The organism is Legionella lytica (assembly GCF_044626755.1).
GTDB classification, from domain to species: Bacteria; Pseudomonadota; Gammaproteobacteria; order Legionellales; family Legionellaceae; genus Legionella; species Legionella lytica_A.
Genome location: NZ_JBGORX010000005.1, coordinates 16831 through 40288 on the forward strand (window position 1 = coordinate 16831; position 23458 = coordinate 40288).

Sequence of the window (23458 nt, forward strand, 5' to 3'; positions counted from 1 at the left end):
TTAAAATATCTGATTTATTATTTTTCTCCTTATCTGTATCGATACCAATTCCTCTGTATCGATGACAGATTTAAATTTGAAAATTCAGATGATATTTTTATTGCTGACTATAATGGCATGTTTTATGTTTCTCCTTTACATCCGGAATTAGTAGGAAAAAACCAATTAAATTATAGAGACCCGACAGGAGCGCTTGTTGTTCAAGAAGAGATTCAAAAAGCCAAGTCAGGTGGTGCTTGGCTTAAAGGTCGCTGGAGGAAAAACCCTACAACAGGACAATATCAATGTAGAAAAATCTATATTCGTCCTACCACGAACAATTACTTTATCGGGTTCTTGGTCTCACTATCCTTCCCCTAAACCAAACGTTTGCCTAAGTTAAAGATGCTAAAAAGACATGAGCTCTAGGAACATATCATTAACACTCCCCATTACAAGTCCTGTAGAAGCCCCAAAAATGCTCAACCCAAGAATAGAGCAAAGTTTTTAATTAAGCTATAATAAAGGCATATTGAATAGAAAATGACACCAGACGATGCGAATCCCCTTGAATGAATTTATTAATTTTCGTTACATTCACATTAATCCGGCAACCAATCATGTCCATCTTCTGGTTCCTTTTATAGCCGGTCTTGAGGTGAGTACCGATAATACGTGTAAATCAGATCTTGAATTAAAAGCATTTTTTGAAGGTGGAGCCATCAAGGAATTAGAGTCTTATAAAAGCACACTTGAATTTCATCTATCCTTATTAGAAGCAGGTGATGCCCTGTACAAAACTAAAAGAGAACGCTTGACTCAAATCAACACCTACCTTGAAGCAGTTGGGGGGATGAGATCAAGTTATCAAGAAAGTGTGAATACCTTTTTGAGTAAGCCTTCTAATTTATACAGTATTCAATTAAGACCCCGAGTTCAAGATCCGGTATCTTCGGTGGTGAATCCAGTCTTTACAATCAATCGAGGCAATGACAGTCAAGGTACGCCTTTATCTCCTTTGTATAATAAAATGCACGAGGTCTTTCCTGGACTTGCATTAGGAAAACCAGATCCTCGGACAGAACTTATTCAGAACGTATTGGATGTTTTACCCTCAAATGCTTCTTTTGAAAACATTCAAGACGTATTGGCTACTCAATATGGCGTACCTCATGATTTTTTTAAAAAAAGAACGGATGCGCATCGTCAAGAGCAAGCAGTTGATAAAGCATATGTGGATGGACTCATGGGGTTTGATGAACACGCAACGGCTCGTGAGTACATCGAGACATTATTGGGGATTTGCGCCCCGAACTTACAGAGTACGCTACAGGGCTCCCCTTTCTATTTTGAACTGTCATCCGTTCCGTCTGAAAAGGCAGAGCGATTATCGATTTTAACGCAGTTTTACTTAAGTTATCTAAACGTTTATTGTCGTACCAAACGAATTAGCGATAAAAATTTTGGTGTGATTTTGGATACATCCCCTAATTTAAGTAATGCACTAGTAGAGCTTGTGGCGCAAACGCTTAATCGTGGTGGTGATGTGGAACATGCTGTTATTGATTTTTTTAATGTCCATCAAGGCAAAGATGAATTTGATTTATCACGTAGTTTAAGCGCTGTTGGACCTGAAAACGATAAAGATGCAATTGTTCAAAAATTTGAAACTACCTACCGCACAGTGACAGCCACTAAAGAAAATCCATACATGGATGATTTCATGTTTCTGGATTCGGCAGCCCGCGGTGAACATGATATTTTTATCACCAACAAAGGATTGATTTGCACTGATTTTGCGAATGTTGCTCCCGCAGCCACTCTCTATCAAAAATATTTTGCAACGACGCGCCAAGCGGCGCGCACGCATCGCAATCTGCTCGCACCTCAAGATGAACCCGTTATCACGATTGATATTGCTCCTGAAGTACTTATAGATAAGCTAAATGATGAACAATGGGCAAGGCTGCCCAAAGAAGTGGTTGCAGCCTGCCATGCGTTACCTGCGTTTAAAATCCGTGAGCTTTGGTATGATGTAGCGAGAGGCAAACAAGAGGAAGCCCATACTATTTTAGAATCATCACAAGACAAACAAACGTTGCTAAGAACAGCACATACATTTAACGATTACTCAGGACGGGCCTTTCATTGTACCCCCTATGAATATGCTTATTGGGCTAAAGATACCCACATGCAACGGATGTTAGAACGACATATGGATGAGCAAACGAAAGCATTTGTGCTAGAAAAAATTGATACAATAGAACGCTTAGGCCTTATTTATCAGCAACACGGTGTCTCTTATCAAAACGCACACTATGACATGAGTTTTATTTTGAAAAATTTAACGATTGGTGAATTTCGTCAATTACAAACGATGGTAGGTCAAAACAACTCCAAAATACAACAAGCTACTGTCGATAATTATAAAAATACCTCGTTTACAGCAACAGAATATGAATCACTTAAAAAAAGTTTAGAACAACACCAGTCAAAGAATCCCTTCTCTTTCTTTTATTCCTTTCTAACCACGCCACTGAGTGAAAAACTACGGTTTGATTTCCATTCATGGATTACAGAATTGGATAATTATGTGAATGATTTTAGTAAATTGAACTATCATCAACGACAAGAGGCCTGGATGAAAGTTGGCATGGCGCAGCGAGACGTACCGGCGCATGTCGCGCACGAGTATTGTGGCAAGACCCGGTTCCCCTCATTGGACGGAGAAAATCTGCCTAGAGCTCTTACTTTTGATAATGTCATGGGTACGGCTGATAAATCTTGGTTTCCTCTTTCTTCCTCTTCTGGTCTCGGTTTCGATTTTGCATTAATGCGAATGTTACCGGGGAAGGGGGGCTGCCATGCGGTTCAGGCTCACCTGGGCGAAGGTGCACTGGCGCGAGCGATTTGCTACGGTGATTGGGGACGACTCTGCGAGCTTGATGAACTGCGGATCACCGATCTTACGCAGTCGCGTGAGAATCTAAGCCGGACTGCAAATCAATTAGGATGGGTACATTAGATTATTGAAAAGTGCGATTGCAATGTGTACCCACGATTCAAGTAACTCACAACCCCTCAGTAACCATTGGTTTAACTTATTCGCCTCAACTGATAATGCGTAAACGCTATTCATGTAAAATATCCATTACCGCATTCTAATTCATCTGCTAACTGAAGACTGTTTACATTGGACAATGCCGATCTCTCATCGATACATCTTACTTGAGTAATGTATAGACACATGGTATATCTCTTAGCAATGGAGGATTAATCTAACGCATAGCATAACCAATTCACGCACAAAAGGGTTATTGATTGAAACAATAAACATTATTGTTCAATGACATAAAGATTTATCGTGTGTGTAAGGAGTACGCCATGCTTACAATTTATCATATTAGGCTACTTATTGATGAATGTCGGGAGTTAAGTCGTCTTGGAGTTTTGAACGACAACTGTGTGGTTATTCCTCATTTAGAAATTGATCTGGTCTTATCAGGAGAGTTTATTGGTGCTCAGGATAATCCGGCCATTTTTGTAAACTCAATGACATTTAGGCGACTAAGCAAGTTTCATTCTAACTGGATTGAAAATGGGACTTTGGTATTTCAAAAATCGTTTTTACAGAAAGACCCTATTGATATTATCGGGGCAGTAGTTCATGAAACAGGACATGCCTTTAATGTCGCTGCCGATATTCCTAATACCGAATCGAATGCTTATATTTACGAAATAGAAGTATTACGTAAGCTATTCAAAAGCAAAAGCCCGTTGCTTTTTGATTGTTCCTTAGCGGATGTTAAATCTTACTTCCAACGCCGCTTAATTTATTACGCCAAAGATAGTAGCAATAGCTCTGAGCTTCGTACATTGATTGGAGAAATTACTACAGAATTTGAGTTGCAGGGGGAGAAGACCCCCAAATCGCCGTCATTGATAACCAATCAAAGCTCATTTTTTTTCCAGGATGAAGGACAAAATAATCCACTTGAAGAGATTCAGGATGACAATATTGAGGAAACTATTTCTGAAGACAATTATCCCAGCCTCAAAGCATGAAGCTAAGAGTTGTATTTATTAGTTGTAAGTTGGGCCTTGGCCCAACTCCACAGGTCCATGTCTTTGAAGCAGACTACATCCTCAGCACCTTGCGACCATAACAAAACAATTGGTCCAGATGGTTCGCCTCACTTGTTCACTAAATGCGCATTTAGAACAGCGCAAGAATCGATTGCTTTAAGCTGCTCAAATCCTTCTCGTGTGGGAGCGCATTTATAAATGCCCTTCGGCACAGCGCGGGTGCTATTGAGAGCTATTTAGTTGAGCGTCAACTCCCCAGTAGGCTCATCCTCTTGATGAACTTCAGCGGAAGGCTGTGTGAATATAGATAAATCTGCCAACAAAGAAGCAGCTTCATTAAAATTACTGTAATACGTTCTTTTAGCAGGGAATAAATCTGCTTTACTTTGGTTTGGACCAAAATACTGGTGAAAATCATCGACAGATAACCTATCCAAAATATCGATAATGTGCTGAAAAACCTGCTCGACGGTTGAGTTATTATCAATATCATGAATAGTCATGCCATACTCCCCTGTATCCATCATTTTTAAATAAAGGGTACTTAAATGGGCTATGAATTCACATAGAGAGAGTTTTTCAGCTAAATTAGCACTAATCAATCCTTTGTATGTCCACGCGCCACCATTCTCAACACCATGGGTTGAACCAAATTTAAACCCGCTATCCATTAAACCATACAAAAATTGACAGATGCTTTTTAATGAGGCATCTCCAGCATGGATGTAAAATGTTTTAATCGTATTGCGATTGACCCGCAACATATTAAAATTAGAATACACACAGATAAACAAATATACAAATGGTTGTATATTGAGCACCTCTAGCCGGTGGCTGGGATCCCGATTTACGCTTCGCTAATACGGGCTACGATTAGCTAAGATCCGGCATTGGACTACACTATTTTAACGAATGTTCGAAGTGGGCTCTTCAGCGAGTTTTTGCATAATCTCTTCAATAGGCAACCCCATCACGTTGTAATAGGATCCCTGGATTTCTTTAACAAACGTATCTCGCACATTTTGGATGCCATAGCCCCCTGCTTTATCAAATGGATCTCCCGAATCGATGTAACTTTTTATTTGTTGGTCCGTGAGATGATGAAAACTAATTTGCGTTGCCGCACAGTCAATCCACCAGCGGTGTTCGGGTAAAAAAACAAGAGCATATCCCGTATAAACCGTATGTGATTTTCCACTGAGCATGCTTAACATTCTATATGCGTCTTTAGCATCCTGGGGTTTTTCTAAAATATGATTCTCATAAGCTACAGTGGTGTCTGCTGCAAGAATTACGTCAGCTGCACTAGCATCAACCCACGGTAAAATAGCTTGCGCTTTTTCCTTGGCGAGTCGGGTTACATACGCTTTAGCTTCTTCATCCTTTTGCTGAACCTCATCAATATTAGCTGGCATAACAACAGCAGCTAATCCATGCGCTTGGATTATTTGCAAACGTCGAGGAGAAGTGCTGGCGAGAATTACGTTTAACAAATGAATGGGTTTCATAAAATGCTCATGAAGATAAACAATTAAAAAGAGCCTCATTTTATCTGCCCCTACGTAGAGAAAAAAGATGAGAACCAAAAAATTATTTTTTAGACAGCATCCATAACAAATCGCTGCAAAATGATCTTGCAATTACTAACCTTAAATAGCTATTCTGAAAACGCGCTGATTAGCGCAATTTTATTTTTTGGGAGAACAAGGATGAAATGTTTTGGTTTAGCAACAAAGTCTGGAAACACCCCATTTTCCTGGCATATTCCAGGTAATAGTTTATTCGGTTTATTTAGTAAAGTGTTATCCGATACTACTAAAAAAGAAATCACCGATTTTTGTGACGCACAGGTTCAAACAGCACAAATCCACTATTTCAATAAAGACAACTATTGGTTTTCAGTGTATAAAGTTAAAGACAACTGTTGCATCGTTGCTGCAGATTGCAAACTGAATGCCTCTCAAATGTCTTACCTTTATTTATATCTTTTCGATGAAAAAATCACCATGGTTACTGCGGCAAGCGATTTAGAAAAATATACTCAAAATGAAAAAATAAGCGAAATCAACGAAACATTAGAAGAAACCAAACAATTAATGAAAAACAATATTGACCTGATGTTACAACGTCAAGAAAAAATAGAGGACTTGACAAAAAGAAGTGAAGTGCTGGCTCAAGAAGCTCAATCTTTCAAACATAAAGCCCAAGAGTTAAATAGTTGCTGCATCATCCTGTAGACGAATTACCCTGGCGCGGCCTGCCCCGCGCTCTGGTATTATTTTAGGAATTAAACACCCGACTTCATCGAGAGCAACACGAACATGCTTTTGCTTAACATTTAATATTTTAAATCTTGAAACTAAAAGGCAGCAAATGGGTTGATTCGCTAAGGCTCGCAATGACGTTAGCACACCTAATTTTTAGTGAATAGTCCAAGTCACAACAGCACCTGAATAATAGGAAATTTTACTTTGATTCCCATACCAACGTTGTGTAATCGGTAAAGCAATGCCTACTTGGAACGTCATTTTAGAAGTAGACAGCCAAAGCGATGGCGTTGCATAAATAATGTTGCCTCCCGTGTTTGGCACCACATCAGAACCTAATTTAGTTCGCTCGCTATATTGCCCGTTCAATTCGACCAAGCCTAAGAATATATATTTTTTTTCCACCGAGTTAATAGTACGCCCTACCCCTAAATTGTAATAATATTGCATTCCTTGCTGAATGGAATCCTGTTTGTCGATGAATAAAATTCCTGGAGCAACAAAGCCATACCAATCCACCAGGGTACGCGCATAAGTTGAACCAATAAAATAACTCATTGCATTGAAAGTAGAGGGCGCGTTTTCTCTGGAAAATCCGGATGTACGGCTGGTTGGGTCAAGTTTCTTAGAAATTTCAACTAAATTACTGGTAGGGAATGTGGGGGAAAAAATAATCGTCGCCTGATCCGAATAGTGAGCGTTTTCCTTAGTGTAGAAGGCGTATTCTAAATCAAGAACCATATCGCCCATCCCCGAAAAAGTTTTCGTGCCAGTTACATATTTTAACGCAATAGGAAGGGTCAACAATATAGAAGCGGAGTCAGTGAGTCCATAGAGAAGAGAAGGCGTACCTTCAATAATACTCTGCGTTTTACTGTACACATAATCAGGCGTGTAAGAAACAACCAATTGATTTTTATCAATAATATTTTGTCCAAATGAAAAAAAGGGGCCGGGTTGCTGAGAAGAAGGTAAAGAAAAATTTCCAAGGGATGGCGTTTGAATCGCGATTGCCCTATTCACCCAAAATAGGAACAATACCAATAGCCATCCTCGCATGGAACTTAAAAGATTGATGTTTAGCATCCCGCGCGCTCAACCCTAGTGTTAAAACTTTAAGTCCATATTAATTAATAAAACTTAATTGATGCAAGTATTAGGGACGAATCAAACCACTCTCTACGCTATCCCAGGAGAAAAAGAGTGGTCCCTATTCTCTTCAGCTCAATGTTGTTGTTTTATTTGCGCATATTTTCCTTTGAAGGATCATCGGTAAGGGAGGTCGTTTTTAAGTCAATGCATCTGCTTGGTAGGGACTTGAGAATAGAAAAGATCCTCTATTCACTGATCTTGGCAAAGCCTGGTATCTATTTGTTAACCAAATGCTGCCGCGTCAGACCGCGGCATGTCAAGATTTTTGATTAATTACAATCAGAAGCAATGATCTCACAATCGGGGTCTTTACATTGACTTAAGGCCACATCTTCTGCAATTTCCTTGCTAGGTCCTGTTCCTGCTCCGTCCCGATCTTTAGAAAGAGCAAAGGCGCCACATTGTTGATATGCCACCACCACCCCACATTGCTGGCCGCCCGCTTCATTACAGAAATTTTGAGCATTTGTTTCTGCTTCCACACGAGAAGAACCACCACCGATACCAAAAGCACAGTCTGTATCACGGCTTGCAGAGTCAACAGCGATAACACCCCAAGCCTTGGCTGATTTATTATGTTCGGTGCTCGCAGGGGTAGCCTGTGCAACATTAAATTTTATGGATTTAACTAAATTATCATCAACATAAATATCCATCCGATATTTACCTGCTGGCCAACCCTTGTTGGGTTTAGTAATTTTAAATTTACCACTCCATTGGTTACCCGGTAATAACGCAATTAAATTAGTTGCTGTCCCAGGCTGAAGCGTTAATTCAACCTCATCAATTTTATAATTAGATGGGGCCGCCTGATTAGTATTTTCTGCCATCCAAACTGATTTTATTTTTTGCCCCTCTTTCAGCTGTGTTGATTTCCAAAAAACATAAAGAACTTGAGTATCCTTCGTAAAGACTTCCTTGGGCATTGGATGATCACCGGAAGCGTGATCAGTGAGGATAGTATCTATTTGGAGGGAGGTGTCTGCACAAAGTACCCTACTAAAACTCAATAAACATAAAACAAATAAAGATAAAAAATTATTTCTTACTGAATAAACCATAACCAATCCTTTGCAATTAAAAACAATTTAGATAAAAAACGAGCTTAGAAATAAAGTCTAGCAATAAAATGCCACTTATCAAGAATGCTCAGCTATAGAAGAATGGTTCAATGTCAAAGATCGACATGAAATTTAATGTCCTATGGGCAAAAGAAGCAGTGCTTAACGACAAACCCTATGCACGTTTTCCTTAAAGTCAGCAACATTCCTCCAGGCAATAAATTCCTTTGGTGATAGCTTTTAATTTAATAATTTTTTATGAAATCAATACACTGTATGGTTGTTTTACTTTAATATTGTGCTCCAGTCTAAAGGATTAAACAGGTCGAAAACATTAGCGACTCATACCCGGAGGTATTCATGCAGCATTTTTTCTTTGCTTTAAGCCGACTCAAATTAATGATGAGGAAATATTTAACCTCAGCCATCAAAACCATTTTAAAAATAAGCCCTTTATTTGTTTTTTTTATCTCAAGTCTTTTACTCTCTGCAGCACATGCCGCCACACCATTATGGACCATTGAGCCAAGCGCTGGAAGCAATCCCACCCAGACCGTTGCTGAAAATGGAACCGTGAGTGTCCAGTATCAGGTACAAAACCAATCACCCAAATCAAAACGACTCGTCATGCGCGACATGCCAGGAATCAGCAAAACCACTCCGTGTGTATTAGCCCCTCGAGGCCAAGCGGGGAGCAGTTGTACTCTTAATGTAACTATTACCGGCAGCGCCTTACCTCAAGAGGGAATTCATCATGGTCCCGTTTTATGCCAGGCAAACACTGACGATAGTCCCAATCCGAATCAATGCTACCAACCAAGTGCAGCCAATAGTTTAAATATTACGCGCAGCGTCGCTACTGGCGCAGTAATTAGTGTGAGCCCTGCCAGTCTAAGTTTTGTCGCCGGAGCCAATGGCTTTTTTACCATAACCAACAGCAGTAGCTCTTCCGAACCTGCAAACAATGTAGTTGCTGCCATTCCTGGCAGTAGCGGTATTGTGCTACAAAGTAGTACGTGTGGCGCAAGTCTTGCTGTTGGTGCGAGTTGTACCATCACCTTGACTGCATCGGCAGTTGAAGGACCTACAATTGTAGGAGTCCGTGGCAGCAATACCAACAGCAGCCAAGTAACTGTTTCTGTTACACCGGTGCCTGTATCAAACATTAGTGTCAGCCCAACAGTGCTGGTATTTACTCAAGGCATGAATGGAACCTTAACCGTTTTTAATGATTCCACATCGACTGTTCCTGCAACGAATGTGGATGCAGTTATTCCTGCGGGCAGCGCCATTACGGTTCTCAGTAATCATTGTAATAGCAGTCTCGCTGTAGGTACTAGTTGTACGATTATATTAACCAGTGCGATGGCAGAAGGCCCAACCTCGGTGGAGGTGAGTGGCAGCAATACCAATCCCGTACCCGTTGCAGTCACAGTAACCGCCACCCCAACCGCTCTACTGACCGTTAGCCCCAGCTCTTTGATGTTTACTGCCGGTGGAACAGGGAGCGTGAATGTGACAAACAGCTCGGGCTCCACAGTAACTGCAATTAACGTCGGTTCAGTAATCCCTTTAGGCAGTAACCTCTTCCAGCAAAGCAATACCTGTTTACCAAATCTGGGCATAGGTGAAACTTGTAGCCTTACTTTTACCAGCAACACTCCTGAAGGACCAACCGATATTGAAGTGAAGGGAGACAATACCACTATAGAGAATGTCGCCGTCACGGTAACCAATGCACCAACTGCAACCATTAGTGTAAATCCCAGTACCTTAGCCTTTGATGCAGGAAGTAGTGGCGCGGTTACCGTGTCCAATACGTCTTTAGTTAATGCTGCGGGTATTACCGCAAGTATTCCGACGGGAAGCAATATTACGGTGTTAAACAATAGCTGTACGGGTACTCTGGCTCCAGGAGATAATTGTGTAATAACATTTACCAGCTCCGTAAGTACACCCGCCACAAGCGTTACCATTAATGGCAGTAACACCGACACTCAGATGACCACCATTACGGTGAGTCCTACCTGCGTGCCCATAACCCTCACATCAACACCTGGAATCACAGTAATCGGCTCAGGCCAAATAGGTAATCTAGGGTTTTTAACGGATACTGACCTGACGAACTTCGTAACAATGGGTTATCTCATCCTAGGAGCCAGCCCTTCGATAACCATGAGCCTGCCAAGCAGCACCTCTTATACAAAAATTGGGTTTAAAATGGCTAGTGATTTGCTGACTATATTAAGGCCTTTTACCTTTACAGCATATCAAGGGAACCTGGTCGTGTTTACAGCGACCATAACACCCAGCTCAATACCCACCGAGTATACTTATTTTATAAATGACTCTATTACCCGTATCACTCTATCAGGGGGTGGTGGTGTGGGTATTGCTAGTAGTTATCATGCCTACTATTTTTGTGCAGGACAATAAGCAACTTATTTCATAAACTACATACTGGAGCCAGGTCTTTATGCTAAGACCTAGCTCCAAATACAGTGCAATCACCTCTTCCCTCAAAAATCTGCCTACCTATTAAGTTTTTAATTGATTCAAAAATCAGTAGAAAGTGGAAATTTTAACAAACAGATAATACACTAAATACATTTAATGAAACATTATTAACCATAATGGTTGATATTTCCCAACTTATAAAAGAACAATTATTTAAGTGATGAGCGTCATAGAATGAATGGTTCATGGAGGACATAAATGAAAATCTGGCGATCAGTTGTTGTTAGTGTTTTATTAGTACTTTCCTTAAATCAAACGAATGCAGCCGGTACAAATATCATTAATTTTTCTCAATTAGTGCAAGCGGTTGAGAATGGCAATGAAGTCAGAGCAATCATTCATTTTGATAACTGTCTTGTAACGGAACCCACCATTCGCACTCAGGTAATGAGGCGATTAGATGGCGCCACCACCCGATTTGATTTTACCCACTACTTCCATGCTCAAGAAACAATTAATGAACGATTAATCGATACCGTCACCACATCGATGAAAATTTTTATAGAACGCCCTTCTGGAGAATCTTTAATTCTGTCGGGTCGTTTAAGTGTTTTTGAAGATAATACAGCGACACTACATATGAATTTCTTCGATCCGGTTTTACAAAAGCAACAATTGGTTGTCGATTGGACTTGTAACATTAGTAATGGTCAAGATGAGAATGGTTTGGTGTTATTTGATGTTTTTTAATGGCTTTAGAATTGCAAGATCTGAGAAGTTAACATATCGACCTACACTAATTAGCCTAATCGCATTTCATTCCATGCAATTGCCGCCCACCCATGGAGCATTTATAGGAAATGCATCCGGCTTTATGGGAGAAGCGTTCTTTTAAATATTGGATGTTAAACCTGTTGCTCATTATTGAGATCCTGCCCTTTTGCTAAAAGAGGATATGGATTCGATACCTCTTTAAATACACTAGTGAATAGTGCATTATTAAGACATACTTTTAGAAAACTATTTATAACTGAAAAGAATACCTCATAAAAAACAATGCGGACTGGAGATTTTTATGGATTTAAAACTCAATGATAAAACTGCCCTGGTTACTGGCTCAACGGCGGGTATTGGCTTAGAGATTGCCCGTACTTTAGCTATCGAAGGCGCAAAAGTAGTTATTACTGGTCGTAACCAGTCAAAGCTGGATGAGGCCGTGGCGAGTATAAAAGCCTCTGGCGGTCAAAAAGTAGATGGCATTTTGGCTGATGCCATTAGTGCCGAAGGTGTGGCCAAGCTGGTGAAGCAATTACCACAAGTCGATATTCTAATCAATAATCTCGGAATCTACGAAAGCAAAAAGTTCACCGAGATTACCGATGAAGACTGGCTAAAGTTTTTCGAAATCAATGTACTGGGAGGCATTCGACTCGCACGGGCTTATTTCGAAGGGATGTTGGCACGCAATTGGGGACGCATCATTTTCGTTTCCAGCGAATCGGGACTAATGATCCCATCAGACATGATTCATTACGCCACTACCAAAACCGCCCAGCTTTCTGTTTCTCGTGGACTAGCCAACCTTACCAAAGGCACGGGTGTGACCGTCAATTCAGTGATGCCAGGACCTACCCGCTCGGAAGGAATAGTTGATTTTCTGCGAAGTGTCACGAGCAATCCCGCAGCATCCGAAAACGAAATGGAGGCAGAGTTTTTTAGCAAGCATCGCAGCTCCTCCCTCCTACAACGCATGATCGAACCACAGGAAATCGCAAGCACTGTAGCCTATCTTGCAAGTCCGCTCTCCGCGGCAACCAATGGCTCAGCAATCCATGTTGAGGGTGGACTTATCACGTCGATTAATTAACTGATACCCGTTATTGGCAACATCATCAAGGTATGCTCTTTTTTTGAGTGATTCGTCACTTGATATTTAATGATTTTCACCCTGTTAGCCGGAACAGAAGTGGAAGTCTAGTGAGATCAGAGGAGTTCCCGCATGGGCTATAGTCAGCACCAGAAAAGAAAGTATGGCTGCTGGAGTTATTTTTACCAAAAATAATTCATAATATTTCATATGGTTATGATGACACTAACCCAAAATATCATGTGTATCGAAGCGCAGCAGGATGGGTTGGTCACCAACCTTACTGCATATAATTTTTTCTAACTTAGAAATACAGCCCACTCAATGTGGTATGGACGGAGTTTTTTTCAAATTCATCCTGTTGAATAGACCCAGGCACCACATCCTCTTTTTTAATTGGAGCGAGCTCATCCTCAGAATGCTCATAACCGTCAGAATTAACTAAAGGCTCGTGAGCAGAATTATTTTCAACTTGTGCCCCTAACAAGCACATAGTGGGATTAATGGCTGGGATTGCCTCATCCTTAGTATTTAAAATACACTCTGCTTGTAAGTCTAAATGCTTATGGTTGGTTATGGAGAGAACGACTTCTTCCGTTGTTACTTCGCTAGTGTGCATTAAATCAATTATATTTAAAATCGCGCCCGAAGAATGAAAACCGCAACTTACACCATCAAAAAATGGTTGGGTACCAAGTCTATACAAGGTCACGTCCTTATCAAGAAAAGAACAGTGTATTTCTTTTCCAATTGCAAAAGCCCACAAGCCAAAAGCGTTAAAAGGTGCCTTAACTAGTCCCCAAACTTTTTCAAAAAAACCAGGAGCTTCTGGTGACTTAAAAAATTGATGTGGAGAACTTATTTTGGAATCAAATATCGCTATTTTCCCTTCCTCTCCCGCTTCTTTGAAAAGAGCGATGTAATGATTTTTTCCTAACAAGGAGCAACCAATACCAAAGTTTTCCTTACCCAGTTGATTTTTTATTGCTTCAATGGTGGCTTGGTATGAAGGTTCCTCGGCATCCCCTCTTCCTGGCTTTACAGCGAGCGGACTCGAAATAATGATAAAATTTTTATTTTTATTGTAGAAATATGTTACCTTCAGTTCAAGAAAAGAAACAGGCACCAAGACTTCATTTTTTTCCCATTCGCTATTTCCGGAAAGATGTCTGTTAATGATTAAATCCATTTCATTTGAATAAAGCATTTTTCTTGGCATCGTTTATAAAACCTTAGCTGTCTACTATTTGTAAATTATATATAATTTTTATTATGGTTTTCTTAAGAGATGTGGGTAATTCTTTAAAAATCGCCACAATTAGAGAGAAAATAGAAAGAATATCCTAAACTACCTTAATAGTAATCGATAATTAAAGTTAAGCGTATTCTAACCTTATAGATAATATAACCTCATGATTATTTTAATTATTTATGGACTAATAATAGGAATTCTGGTCTCCGCCCCTATGGGCCCTATTGCGGCCTTATGCATTCAGCGCTCTCTAAACCTCGGATTTAAAGCAGGTTTTGTTACCGGAATAGGCTCCGCCTTGGCTGACGGAGTTTTCGGTTTAATTACTGCTTGTGGGCTCACCTTTATCTCCGAGCAATTAACGAAATATCAGACACAGTTACAGTGTCTGGGTGGTTTTATCTTATTGTACCTGGGAATCAAACACTATTTAAAAAATCCTAAAACACCGCACATCAAAGAGCGCCAACACTCATCCTGGCATTTTTTAATTGAAGCGTTTCTGTTGTCTCTTTCTAATTCAGCCGCCCTTCTTTTATTTTTTGCCGTATTAGCCGCTCTAGGATTAGAGCATCTGAACCTGAATTTACTTGATGGAAGTATCTTAATCGTGAGTATTATATTCGGTTCAATGTTGGTTTGGTTCATGCTCAGCGCAGCCATCGCCTTTATTTTAAAAAAACATTTTACTTCTGATACGCTGCGCGTTATCAACTATGTTTTTGGTACTATTTTTTTGATTCTAGGCACCGTCATTTTAGTGAGAGTTTTTGCATTTTAGCAATTTCAAGAATTATTAAGTATCTATTTAAGAACAACTTTTTTAAAATAATGGTCAAAAAATGGATGTGTGTTAGTTTAATTTCTATACTGAATATTAAGTCTAATGTATAGGGAATAAATAATGGCTAAAGCAGATATTTTTGATAAATGTTATAGCGAAAATGGAAATTTTGCAGCCCAAAGCAAGGATGATGACAACTACTTAATTAGCCCTATCTTGCAAGGCCCATCTGGTCCACACATGCAGTTTCAAAACAAACCTATGATAGTCTGGACCATCAATGATTATTTAGGTCTTGCCCAGAACCCAGAAATTCAAGAAGCCGGATTGAAAGCAGTACAAAATTGGAGCACCACAACCCCCATGGGTGCACGGCTGATGTCTGGTAATACCATGGATCATATAAATTTAGAAAAAAAACTCGCCAACCTTACTCAAAAAGAAGACGCTGCCTTATTTATTGCAGGTTACCTGGGAGTACTGGGAACCATCACTGGCTTGGCAGGAAAAGGTGACACAATCATTATTGACCAATATTCCCATGCCTGCATGATTGATGCCGCTTTTCTGGCGCAAGCGCGCACCGGGGTGCGTATTAAACCATTTAAACATAATGATATGGCCGATTTAGAGCGACAATTAAAGTTAGCCTCAGAAGAAAATCAAGGTGGAATTTTAATTGTTACTGAGGGTATTTTCGGGATGCGCGGCGATCTGGCGAATTTGCCAGAAATATGTGCGTTGAAGGAAAAATACCAGGCTCGGCTCTTTCTAGATGATGCACATGCTTTAGGAGTACTTGGCAATGAGGGCCGCGGAAGTGGAGAGTACTTTGATCTCCAGGATCAAATCGATATTTATTTCGGTACCTTTGCTAAGGCCTTTGTTTCCATCGGTGGTTTTGCTAGTGGTCCTCGAGAGGTAATTTCCTATCTACGCCTTAACTCAAGACCCGCTATTTTCTCTAAAGCACACCCATTAGTTCTTATTCATACCATTGATAAAGCCACTGATCTGATCATTGCTGGTCAAGAAAAACGCTTAAAATTATGGGAAATAGCTACCGCATTACAAACCGGTTTGAAAAAACTGGGCTTTGATCTAGGTCAAACGCAAACTCAGATTACTCCAATTTATATTCGTGGAGGGGATATGAAACTGGCAATTGAAATGCTGCATATTTTACGGGATGAATACGGTATTTTTGTAACCGCAGTAACCTCCCCAGTTGTTCCTCTAGGAACCATTCTATTCCGTCTTGTTCCTACTGCCGCCCATAGTCTGGAAGATGTGGAAATTACCCTGGCTGCATTTCAAGGCGTACGTGATCGCTTAGCGCTCAATTAATCAGGAGTACATTATGGTTCTGCATCACCCTAAACCTGAAAATATGGTTGAATTACTTAATTTACAAGCTCAAACAATAGCCCAAGATCGATTATTTTTTTTAAACTCTTCAATAGGAATTGAAGAGCAGTTGAATTACCCCTCCCTGCTTATTAAAGCTCAGTCGATTGCTGCAAGAATTCAACAACATACACAAGCCGGAGACCGGGTTTTATTAATTTATCAACCTGGATTAGATTTTATTTGCGCGTTTTATGCTTGTCTTTATGCTGGGGTCATTGCAGTTCCCGTTTATCCCCCTGCAGAAAAAAAACTCATAGAAAAACTACAAGCTGTCATACAAAATGCTGAACCTAAAATTATTTTATCGACCGAAAGTATTATTAAACAAATCACTAAATTGAAATATGTTAAAGCATTACAAAACCTACCTTTTGTTACCTATTTAATGGAGCGTTTTCAAGAAAATGCCTATGAATTAACCCAATGGGATTTTGATAAATTCACCTGGATTAATACTGACACGATTGCCGCAAATGAAGCTATTGATTATAAAGAATCTTTGATAAAACCAGAGAACATTGCCTTTTTACAATATACTTCCGGCTCTACTGGCCAACCCAAGGGAGTGATGGTTAGTCATAGTAACCTTCTGAATAATCTGCAATTTATTAATGAATACTACAGCGCGAAACAGGATTCAGTATGTGTTATTTGGCTTCCTCCCTACCATGATATGGGCTTAATTGGTGGAATACTCTATCCAGTTTTTACAGGAATACCTGTTTATCTCATGTCACCTCTGACCTTTTTGCGTAATCCGGCAACCTGGTTACAAGCCATTACCACCTTTAAGGGTACGGTGACCTCAGCACCTAACTTTGCCTATGCCTTATGTAATAAAAAGATTTCCGAAGACATTAAAGCCCAACTTGACTTAAGCAGCATGCATGCTTTTCTCAATGGAGCCGAACCGATTAATGCACATGTTATGGATGAGTTTACTCGCCAATTTATGAGTTGTGGTTTCAAAAAGGAAATGTTCATGCCCTGTTATGGCCTGGCAGAAAATACCTTAATGGTTACAGGAGAACAAGGTGGCTTAACTCATTATTTCAATAAAGAAGAACTACGCAATCATAAACTGCAGGAAGTCTCTGCCACCGATCCAACAGCGCAAGCGGTTGTATGTTGTGGTACCCTTTCTGAAGGCACTGTCCTTGTTGATCCACAAACCCTAATCCCATGTTCTGATCAGCAAATAGGAGAGGTTTGGCTTTCTAGCCCCAGTGTAGCTCATGGATACTGGAATCAAGAACAAGAGACCAACACTTATTTTAAAGCCACCCTGCCACACACAAACGAAAAAAATTATTTACGCACGGGCGATTTAGGTTTTACCATGAACAATCGCTTATTCATCATGGGAAGATTAAAAGATTTAATCATCATCAATGGCACCAATCACTACCCGCATGACATTGAACGCTCCGTAGAAACTTGTCATCCGGCCATACGCCAAGGTTCTTGTGCCGCAGTCAGTGTTACCGGAACTTATCAAGAAGAACTGGCTGTAGTCGTTGAAATTAATAAGAACTGCCCTGAATCTGAGCTACAACCGATTATTAGTGCCGTGAAGGAGATTATTCTGCAAGATCACTCATTATCTGTGCATCAAATCGCGCTTATCAATGAACGCAGTCTTCCTAAAACAACAAGCGGAAAAATAAGACGTCGACTCATCCAATCTCAACTAATGGATAGGCAACTCGAAACCAAATTACTCTGGGTAATCGAGCCCCTGCCATCTGAAAAAATCCTGTCAAGCTCACATGCAGGAATGTCTGACACCCAACAAGATGAACCTCCTAGCCCTTCAGAGTTCATGCAAAATCTTCGCCATACCATTCATGTAGAATTAAGTGATATGTTAGATATTGATAGTGCGATTATTGATGATAATAAAAATTTCGCCGAATTTGGGCTTGACTCCCTGATGGCAGTCGAATTAGAAGCGCGACTGCAGAATCATTTAAAAAGCCGTTGCCATTTGTCTGAAGCAACTGTAGTAAATTACCCCACGATTAATTTATTAATAGAGCATATTCAAACCCTACTGGATAAATCGGCTTCTATAGAAACATCATCCTCAACTCCATTTGCTTTTATCAAGATTCCACAGCATTCATTAAAACCAAGAACAGAAGGATTAACTTCACTATTAGATACTGGAATGCATTTAATGGATACGGAACACCTTCTTTTAATGGCAGCAGACTATATTGATGTCGTTAAATTAGGTTTTGGAACCTCCAAACTCTATCCAGAACCACTGTTACGGCAAAAAATCGATTTATTAAAATCAGCCAACATTCATGTCTGTGCCGGAGGAACATTTTTTGAGGTAGCGCGCAGGCAAAATAAAATAGAAGAATATTTTAACGAATGTGTGCGCTTGGGTTTTAATTGCCTGGAATTATCTGATGGCCTAGCGGGCATACCCTTAGAAGAAAAAATTAACTTAATCTCCCAAGCAAAAAATTATGGCTTTGTTGTGCTCTCCGAAGTCGGCAGAAAGGATGCCCAACAAGACAGCTTATTAAGCATCGACGATCGCTTAACGGAAATAAAAGAGCAATTAAATGCGGGGGCCTGGAAGATTATTCTCGAAGCACGCGAATCCGGTACCACCGGCCTTTTTAACACCGACACGTCAATTAAAACCGAAGATTTTGAACGCATCATCACGGAGATCAATCCTCAAGATTTACTTTTTGAAGCGCCGATAAAGCATCAGCAAGCATGGCTAATTAATCACCTAGGGGTTTCCGTAAATTTAGCAAATATTGCTCCCAAAGATGTATTGGCTTTAGAAGCACTGCGAGTTTCTTTAAGGGCGGATACGATTTCTAAGGAAGCTCCATGAACCATAAAATTATTCGGTTTGAAGTCGGTCCTGCAGGAGCACATCGCGCGGCCGAGCGAGGTGATCTGTGTATTATTGTTGATGTTTTGCGCGCAAGCACCTCAATTATTGCGGCCTTTATGGGAGGGATAAAATCCATTCGTTTAGGCGACAATGCATCCTTCAAGGTGAACCCTAATGAAATTACCGCAGGTGAACAGAACTGTGTGAAAATACCACACTTCACTTATGGAAACTCCCCCGAAGACTTGCTCCACACGACTCACAAAGGTCGTGAGCTGCATTTTTTCTCAACGAATGGCATTCCATCCATTAAAGCCTGCATCGCTCACAAAGTAACCACTTTAATTGGCGCAATGATTAACGCGGATGCCGTAGGACAACTGGCTAAAGACATCGCTCTGAATTTGAACCTCAATATCGCGATTATTTTAGCTGGCTACAAGGGTACGTTAGAACCCGATGATCTGCTCGCAGGCTCTCTCATTTATTACAAGCAGCTACGCTCCTTGCAAGTGCAAGGCGAGCACGCCCCTGTTTCTTCTGATAATTTATTAGAGACTCTGTTGACTAGTCCTGCGGGTATTCGTCTCACCAAACTAAATCTGGAAAAAGACATCTACTTTTGCGCGCAAGAGGATATAACCAAAATAGTCCCTATTTATGATGAAAAGATACAGCAGTTAATACCCTTTGTTTATGCATCGGATTCTTGGGAGAAATTATTATGTTGAAGTTATTTACTGAACACCCTGCTTCAGTCAATCAAAGCTATTGGGAGCATTTATTATTCGCCATTTGCTTTGGATTTTCGATGATCAAAGGAGGATGTGCCTGCTTAATTCATGCTATTTTTCCCTTTCTTTTTCAAACAACAGGCAGTCAAACAGCCTTTAGTGCCGTAGAAAAATACTTACAGAAATGTCCGCAAAAAAATGATGTCGATAGCAAGCTACTGGAATGTATTCAAGCACGAAAACTAAAAAAATAAGGACTCCTGGTATCAATGATTTTTTTTAAGCCCCAGCAAAGAATTTAAACACAAATAAGCCCATAACGATTGGAACCAAGTGACGTCAGATCCAAATCAGAAACGGTCACTAGCGGGGTAAATAATCTATGGCGCTTTGCCGGCTTATTTGCATCTGATGCACAATGTTCCGCCAACAGCTCTTGAGGCAATTTAGCATGATAGTTTTTTAATCGTCGTAAGACCGTATCTGCTAAATTGATACTCATATAAGAACCGTTTCCATGCAAGCGTGGCTCGGAAGCGAAGGGACGTTCGGTTAATGTATTAAGACGATTTTTCAAAAACTTCATTCCTATTTTACATTCGCTAGAATTATCACCCCAGATCATTTTATTTAAAGCGGGTTCATAGGCACTGATGATATCCGCTGCAACGTCACTCGCTTGGAAAAGACGCATGAGTTGCAATTGGGTCGGTAGCTCAACATCAGTCGGCTCTTTCATGAATCGTGCCATGGCCTTCAATAACAAGAAACGTTCTGCGGAGATAAGTTCTATTCCTGCAGGTGATAATAGGTATTCGGCCTCGTCAGAAAGGTCATATTTTTCCAATAAAGCAGCGAATTGTTCTCGAAGAGTCAAGGGCCTATAAGTTTTCAACTGATTTAATTCAGTGAGAGCAATACTTAATAGCTCCGCATCAACCACATTATGGGTATTTTCTTCCTCGGAAATCCCTTTGATCACGGTATAATGGCCAGCTTGCTGGGGATTGGGACTGTCTTTATATTTCACCGCCTTGACGCCTTGCTTATCAGGACTAAAAAATCGGTCTTTTTCTTTGAGTAGGCGATGTTGATTGGGATCGGCCCATTTTGCCTTTTTCGCCTGAGCCTTGCCATCAAGCGCGTCAAATAAAATTTTGTCCCCACCCGATTTAGAGCACTTCTTGCCCGCCTCATCATGAGCTGTCGCGGGAGCCACATAAACTGCAACATGCTTATTATCTGGAATTTTGATTTTAGTCGCTGCGGATTGGTAGTCGTTCGCTGTTTTTTCCAAGGCGTTGCGCAAGATGTTAAGTACTTTTTCGTCTAAATGGTACTTTTCAAAAAAAGCGCTCACCGCATTGATAATTTCTTCACTGTGCTTACCCAGTGAAACACCTGCATTTTTAAGCGATTCTGTAGCATGGAGCACATGGTTAATGATGACCTCTTCCAAGCTGGTGTAGGTATTGTTAGTAATCACACTACAACCAGGAATCTGAGCGGCTGCTTCCCGTGCGATGCGACCCCCATTTGAATGTCCCAACAAGACCAAATCTTGGGGTTGAACGCCTTTTTTTTCCAACAAAAAGTTGGCCGCAGCTAAAATCGAGTTCACCGGATCAGCAAATGACGTGGGTTTTTGTGCCAGGTAATCAACCACAAGAAAATTGTAGTGATTACGCAGCGCCAATTCTTGTGCCAGGGGTAACATATCCGTATACGCAGCCCCTGCACCACCAACAACGATAAGCCATAGATCAGTAGCAACCGGATGACGGTATTCAATCGCTTGGACGGGTGTTTTTTTGTCTACACGCAGTTGATAATTATGCGTGTCATTAGGTGCAAAAAGCAGCGTTCTTTTTAGCGTGTCAGCAATGTATACTTCTTTTTGCGCCACGTTAGTCACTACCCGCAAACAAATACGTGTAATTATTTTATCAATAAAGCCAGGCTTCGCTACCTGCTCGTTAAGTGGTAAGTGTTGGGTGGGCGAACTAGCTAGTTCAATAGGTGAAAGACTTTGGCGGTACAGATGTACCGCCTTAAAGTCCATTTCAAGAATTAAGTCATGGATGAGCACTAAATTTTTTTTAGTTTCACTGAGTGCATCCCAAAAAAGATAATTATTGCTTTGGCGTTCACTAGTGATTTGTTCAATCAAATTGCGGTTTTTAGCGATTAATTGATAATAGGTAAAAAGCAATTTCCATGCTTCATGCTTTTGGGAATCATTCATTTTATGTTGATTTTCATTAAGCTGTTTTTTAATCGCATGAATTGTGTTCATGAGAGCATAGGTTGAAAAACTAAGCCCATTAGCAAACTCACAAAGCTGCATTGTTAAGGGGGAGGCTGTTGCAAAGCATAAAGAGGCTTCTTGGTTTATAGAACTAATTTCGTGGCGCAATTTGGCTAATTCATTTTCAAATGGAGTGGCAGGCATCAGTAGACTCATCAACTTTTTTTTAAATTGGGCCTAATTAGGTTAAAACCCAAAAACCTAGGCGGAAAATACTCCTTATCGTCTTACATTAGTAGGTGTAACTTACTACTCCTAATAAGATTTCCTTTATGCAACTGTTATAATATCAGAACAATTTATGCCGTAAAGAGACTATGGAACTATTATTTTTTCATCAAGGAGAGTTAATCTAGCCCACATCACAGAAGGGCGCAGGAATTACAGAAACGACAACATCGCTTATATTCTTGTAAGCGATGACAAAGCAGAAATTTTTGCTTGGGGCGATAAAAGGGGAAATCTCTTAACTTATTGATAATATGGAGGTTAAAAAATTTTAGCGCTTGCTCAATACCGGGCATTTTTATTGCTTTCCACCAAAAGCAACGATAACTATCCCCAAGTTCAGTAAACAGCAACTTAGGGATACAGGAGAAAAGATCCTACATATCTACTAAAATTTAACGCTAAAGCCAAATGAATCGTCTTTCTCTTGTGCTGCTTGGAATCCGAAGAAACAAAGTGTCGCAGCTAACGCAACAAAAAAAGCGGTCAGTGATATCGCGGCTAATGCGCAAGCAGCAAGAATACCGCCAGCAACCATCAAATTTTCTTTCGTTGCCAATCTGTCAAATTTATTATCATTTTCAAAGAATGAAAGACGCATACAATAGCTCCTCTGTTAAATACTGATTAAACCCTGTAACTCTTAATGTTATCCATTACTGTGCTCTGGATAACGTATGAGTTACAAATAATGGCTGGATTGTACAAGAATAAACCCGACCATGCAACGGGGCATAAAACAAGGTAATTTTAACGAGGACCTGGACGGGACACTTCAGGATTGTTATTTTCCTCTTCCGAATATTCAGGGAGTTCTGTGCTATGCCCCCAAAATCCTATATCCGCAAGTGCCATTGCATTTAAACGCTGTAGTGACGTCGTATTTTGAGGTGCCGTTTCCTCGTCACTATTAATCACCATAGTCGGCGCTCTTGATAGAATTGTAGCTTGCTCTAGCTCATCAGGTGTTCTTGGCATAATGACTGCTTAATAAAAGACAAAAGTGT

General features: G+C 40.3%; 20 protein-coding genes. 12 read left to right on the forward strand and 8 right to left on the reverse strand.

The features are described from left to right. Positions 1-57: 57 nt before the first annotated feature. The 3 genes from ACD661_RS11830 to ACD661_RS11840 all read left to right on the forward strand — a co-directional run bounded on the left by ACD661_RS11830 (position 58) and on the right by ACD661_RS11840 (position 4044). Positions 58-360 (forward strand): cache domain-containing protein, encoded by a 303-nt coding sequence (locus ACD661_RS11830; protein ID WP_400188203.1) that lies wholly within the window; start codon positions 58-60, stop codon positions 358-360. 175 nt (positions 361-535) lie between these two features. Beyond that, the gene (locus ACD661_RS11835; RefSeq protein ID WP_400188072.1) at positions 536-3004 is read left to right on the forward strand and encodes a hypothetical protein; all 2469 of its coding nucleotides are present in this window, start codon (positions 536-538) and stop codon (positions 3002-3004) included. A gap of 359 nt (positions 3005-3363) precedes the next feature. Then, entirely contained in the window at positions 3364-4044 is a 681-nt protein-coding gene (locus tag ACD661_RS11840) for a hypothetical protein (protein ID WP_400188073.1), read from the forward strand. Positions 4045-4301: 257 nt separating this feature from the next. On the opposite strand, the gene ACD661_RS11845 is transcribed toward ACD661_RS11840, so the two are convergent. Next, positions 4302-4847 carry a hypothetical protein gene (locus tag ACD661_RS11845; RefSeq protein ID WP_400188074.1) on the reverse strand — a complete coding sequence of 182 codons (546 nt, stop codon included), beginning with the start codon at positions 4845-4847 and terminating at the stop codon, positions 4302-4304. Between the two features lie 123 nt (positions 4848-4970). After that, positions 4971-5573, reverse strand: coding sequence for a Maf family protein (locus ACD661_RS11850; RefSeq protein WP_400188204.1), 603 nt, complete (start codon positions 5571-5573; stop codon positions 4971-4973). A 201-nt stretch (positions 5574-5774) separates the two neighbouring features. On the opposite strand from ACD661_RS11850, the gene ACD661_RS11855 reads away from it, so the two are divergent. Continuing rightward, positions 5775-6302: an R-SNARE family protein gene (locus ACD661_RS11855; protein WP_400188075.1), complete on the forward strand. Its 528-nt coding sequence runs from the start codon at positions 5775-5777 to the stop codon at positions 6300-6302. A gap of 183 nt (positions 6303-6485) precedes the next feature. Here the strand turns inward: ACD661_RS11855 and ACD661_RS11860 are convergent, their stop codons facing one another. Both ACD661_RS11860 and ACD661_RS11865 read right to left on the reverse strand, forming a co-directional pair. Beyond that, the gene (locus tag ACD661_RS11860; RefSeq protein WP_400188076.1) at positions 6486-7418 is read right to left on the reverse strand and encodes a hypothetical protein; all 933 of its coding nucleotides are present in this window, start codon (positions 7416-7418) and stop codon (positions 6486-6488) included. Positions 7419-7753: 335 nt separating this feature from the next. After that, on the reverse strand, positions 7754-8545 hold the full coding sequence (locus tag ACD661_RS11865) for a DUF4189 domain-containing protein (protein ID WP_400188077.1): 792 nt from the start codon (positions 8543-8545) through the stop codon (positions 7754-7756). Positions 8546-8905: 360 nt separating this feature from the next. Here ACD661_RS11865 and ACD661_RS11870 point away from each other — a divergent pair, with 360 nt between their 5' ends. From ACD661_RS11870 to ACD661_RS11880, 3 genes are all read left to right on the forward strand, one after another. After that, positions 8906-10981 (forward strand): hypothetical protein, encoded by a 2076-nt coding sequence (locus ACD661_RS11870; protein ID WP_400188078.1) that lies wholly within the window; start codon positions 8906-8908, stop codon positions 10979-10981. A gap of 279 nt (positions 10982-11260) precedes the next feature. Then, on the forward strand, positions 11261-11752 hold the full coding sequence (locus tag ACD661_RS11875; RefSeq protein WP_400188079.1) for a hypothetical protein: 492 nt from the start codon (positions 11261-11263) through the stop codon (positions 11750-11752). Between the two features lie 325 nt (positions 11753-12077). Further along, positions 12078-12869, forward strand: coding sequence for an SDR family NAD(P)-dependent oxidoreductase (locus ACD661_RS11880; protein ID WP_400188080.1), 792 nt, complete (start codon positions 12078-12080; stop codon positions 12867-12869). A gap of 304 nt (positions 12870-13173) precedes the next feature. Here the strand turns inward: ACD661_RS11880 and ACD661_RS11885 are convergent, their stop codons facing one another. Further along, positions 13174-14088, reverse strand: coding sequence for a hypothetical protein (locus ACD661_RS11885; RefSeq protein WP_400188081.1), 915 nt, complete (start codon positions 14086-14088; stop codon positions 13174-13176). A 193-nt stretch (positions 14089-14281) separates the two neighbouring features. Between ACD661_RS11885 and ACD661_RS11890 the strand changes: the two genes are divergently transcribed. The 5 genes from ACD661_RS11890 to ACD661_RS11910 all read left to right on the forward strand — a co-directional run bounded on the left by ACD661_RS11890 (position 14282) and on the right by ACD661_RS11910 (position 20169). Next, positions 14282-14902 carry a LysE family translocator gene (locus ACD661_RS11890; RefSeq protein ID WP_400188082.1) on the forward strand — a complete coding sequence of 207 codons (621 nt, stop codon included), beginning with the start codon at positions 14282-14284 and terminating at the stop codon, positions 14900-14902. A 123-nt stretch (positions 14903-15025) separates the two neighbouring features. Further along, complete coding sequence (locus ACD661_RS11895; protein WP_400188083.1) at positions 15026-16252, forward strand: aminotransferase class I/II-fold pyridoxal phosphate-dependent enzyme; 1227 nt, start codon at positions 15026-15028, stop codon at positions 16250-16252. Between the two features lie 13 nt (positions 16253-16265). Then, positions 16266-19178, forward strand: a complete 2913-nt coding sequence (locus ACD661_RS11900; protein ID WP_400188084.1) for a phosphosulfolactate synthase — start codon at positions 16266-16268, stop codon at positions 19176-19178. Beyond that, positions 19175-19912 carry a 2-phosphosulfolactate phosphatase gene (locus tag ACD661_RS11905; RefSeq protein ID WP_400188085.1) on the forward strand — a complete coding sequence of 246 codons (738 nt, stop codon included), beginning with the start codon at positions 19175-19177 and terminating at the stop codon, positions 19910-19912. The genes ACD661_RS11900 and ACD661_RS11905 overlap by 4 nt, the downstream gene beginning before the upstream one ends. Next, positions 19906-20169: a DUF6356 family protein gene (locus tag ACD661_RS11910; RefSeq protein WP_400188086.1), complete on the forward strand. Its 264-nt coding sequence runs from the start codon at positions 19906-19908 to the stop codon at positions 20167-20169. The genes ACD661_RS11905 and ACD661_RS11910 overlap by 7 nt, the downstream gene beginning before the upstream one ends. Positions 20170-20213: 44 nt before the next feature. On the opposite strand, the gene ACD661_RS11915 is transcribed toward ACD661_RS11910, so the two are convergent. From ACD661_RS11915 to ACD661_RS11925, 3 genes are all read right to left on the reverse strand, one after another. Continuing rightward, positions 20214-22367 (reverse strand): alpha/beta hydrolase family protein, encoded by a 2154-nt coding sequence (locus tag ACD661_RS11915; protein ID WP_400188087.1) that lies wholly within the window; start codon positions 22365-22367, stop codon positions 20214-20216. Positions 22368-22839: 472 nt separating this feature from the next. After that, positions 22840-23052 (reverse strand): hypothetical protein, encoded by a 213-nt coding sequence (locus ACD661_RS11920; RefSeq protein WP_400188088.1) that lies wholly within the window; start codon positions 23050-23052, stop codon positions 22840-22842. Between the two features lie 149 nt (positions 23053-23201). Then, positions 23202-23429, reverse strand: coding sequence for a hypothetical protein (locus ACD661_RS11925; protein ID WP_400188089.1), 228 nt, complete (start codon positions 23427-23429; stop codon positions 23202-23204). Between the last annotated feature and the right edge of the window lie 29 nt (positions 23430-23458).

Excerpts from the sequence above, each read along its gene's own strand:
- ACD661_RS11835 (WP_400188072.1), top strand. The coding sequence starts at position 536 with ATGCGAATCCCCTTGAATGAATTTATTAATTTTCGTTACATTCACATT.
- ACD661_RS11840 (WP_400188073.1), top strand. The coding sequence starts at position 3,364 with ATGCTTACAATTTATCATATTAGGCTACTTATTGATGAATGTCGGGAG.
- ACD661_RS11850 (WP_400188204.1), bottom strand. The coding sequence starts at position 5,573 with ATGAAACCCATTCATTTGTTAAACGTAATTCTCGCCAGCACTTCTCCT.
- ACD661_RS11855 (WP_400188075.1), top strand. The coding sequence starts at position 5,775 with ATGAAATGTTTTGGTTTAGCAACAAAGTCTGGAAACACCCCATTTTCC.
- ACD661_RS11860 (WP_400188076.1), bottom strand. The coding sequence starts at position 7,418 with ATGCTAAACATCAATCTTTTAAGTTCCATGCGAGGATGGCTATTGGTA.
- ACD661_RS11865 (WP_400188077.1), bottom strand. The coding sequence starts at position 8,545 with ATGGTTTATTCAGTAAGAAATAATTTTTTATCTTTATTTGTTTTATGT.
- ACD661_RS11870 (WP_400188078.1), top strand. The coding sequence starts at position 8,906 with ATGCAGCATTTTTTCTTTGCTTTAAGCCGACTCAAATTAATGATGAGG.
- ACD661_RS11875 (WP_400188079.1), top strand. The coding sequence starts at position 11,261 with ATGAAAATCTGGCGATCAGTTGTTGTTAGTGTTTTATTAGTACTTTCC.
- ACD661_RS11880 (WP_400188080.1), top strand. The coding sequence starts at position 12,078 with ATGGATTTAAAACTCAATGATAAAACTGCCCTGGTTACTGGCTCAACG.
- ACD661_RS11885 (WP_400188081.1), bottom strand. The coding sequence starts at position 14,088 with ATGCCAAGAAAAATGCTTTATTCAAATGAAATGGATTTAATCATTAAC.
- ACD661_RS11890 (WP_400188082.1), top strand. The coding sequence starts at position 14,282 with ATGATTATTTTAATTATTTATGGACTAATAATAGGAATTCTGGTCTCC.
- ACD661_RS11895 (WP_400188083.1), top strand. The coding sequence starts at position 15,026 with ATGGCTAAAGCAGATATTTTTGATAAATGTTATAGCGAAAATGGAAAT.
- ACD661_RS11900 (WP_400188084.1), top strand. The coding sequence starts at position 16,266 with ATGGTTCTGCATCACCCTAAACCTGAAAATATGGTTGAATTACTTAAT.
- ACD661_RS11905 (WP_400188085.1), top strand. The coding sequence starts at position 19,175 with ATGAACCATAAAATTATTCGGTTTGAAGTCGGTCCTGCAGGAGCACAT.
- ACD661_RS11910 (WP_400188086.1), top strand. The coding sequence starts at position 19,906 with ATGTTGAAGTTATTTACTGAACACCCTGCTTCAGTCAATCAAAGCTAT.
- ACD661_RS11915 (WP_400188087.1), bottom strand. The coding sequence starts at position 22,367 with ATGCCTGCCACTCCATTTGAAAATGAATTAGCCAAATTGCGCCACGAA.
- ACD661_RS11920 (WP_400188088.1), bottom strand. The coding sequence starts at position 23,052 with ATGCGTCTTTCATTCTTTGAAAATGATAATAAATTTGACAGATTGGCA.
- ACD661_RS11925 (WP_400188089.1), bottom strand. The coding sequence starts at position 23,429 with ATGCCAAGAACACCTGATGAGCTAGAGCAAGCTACAATTCTATCAAGA.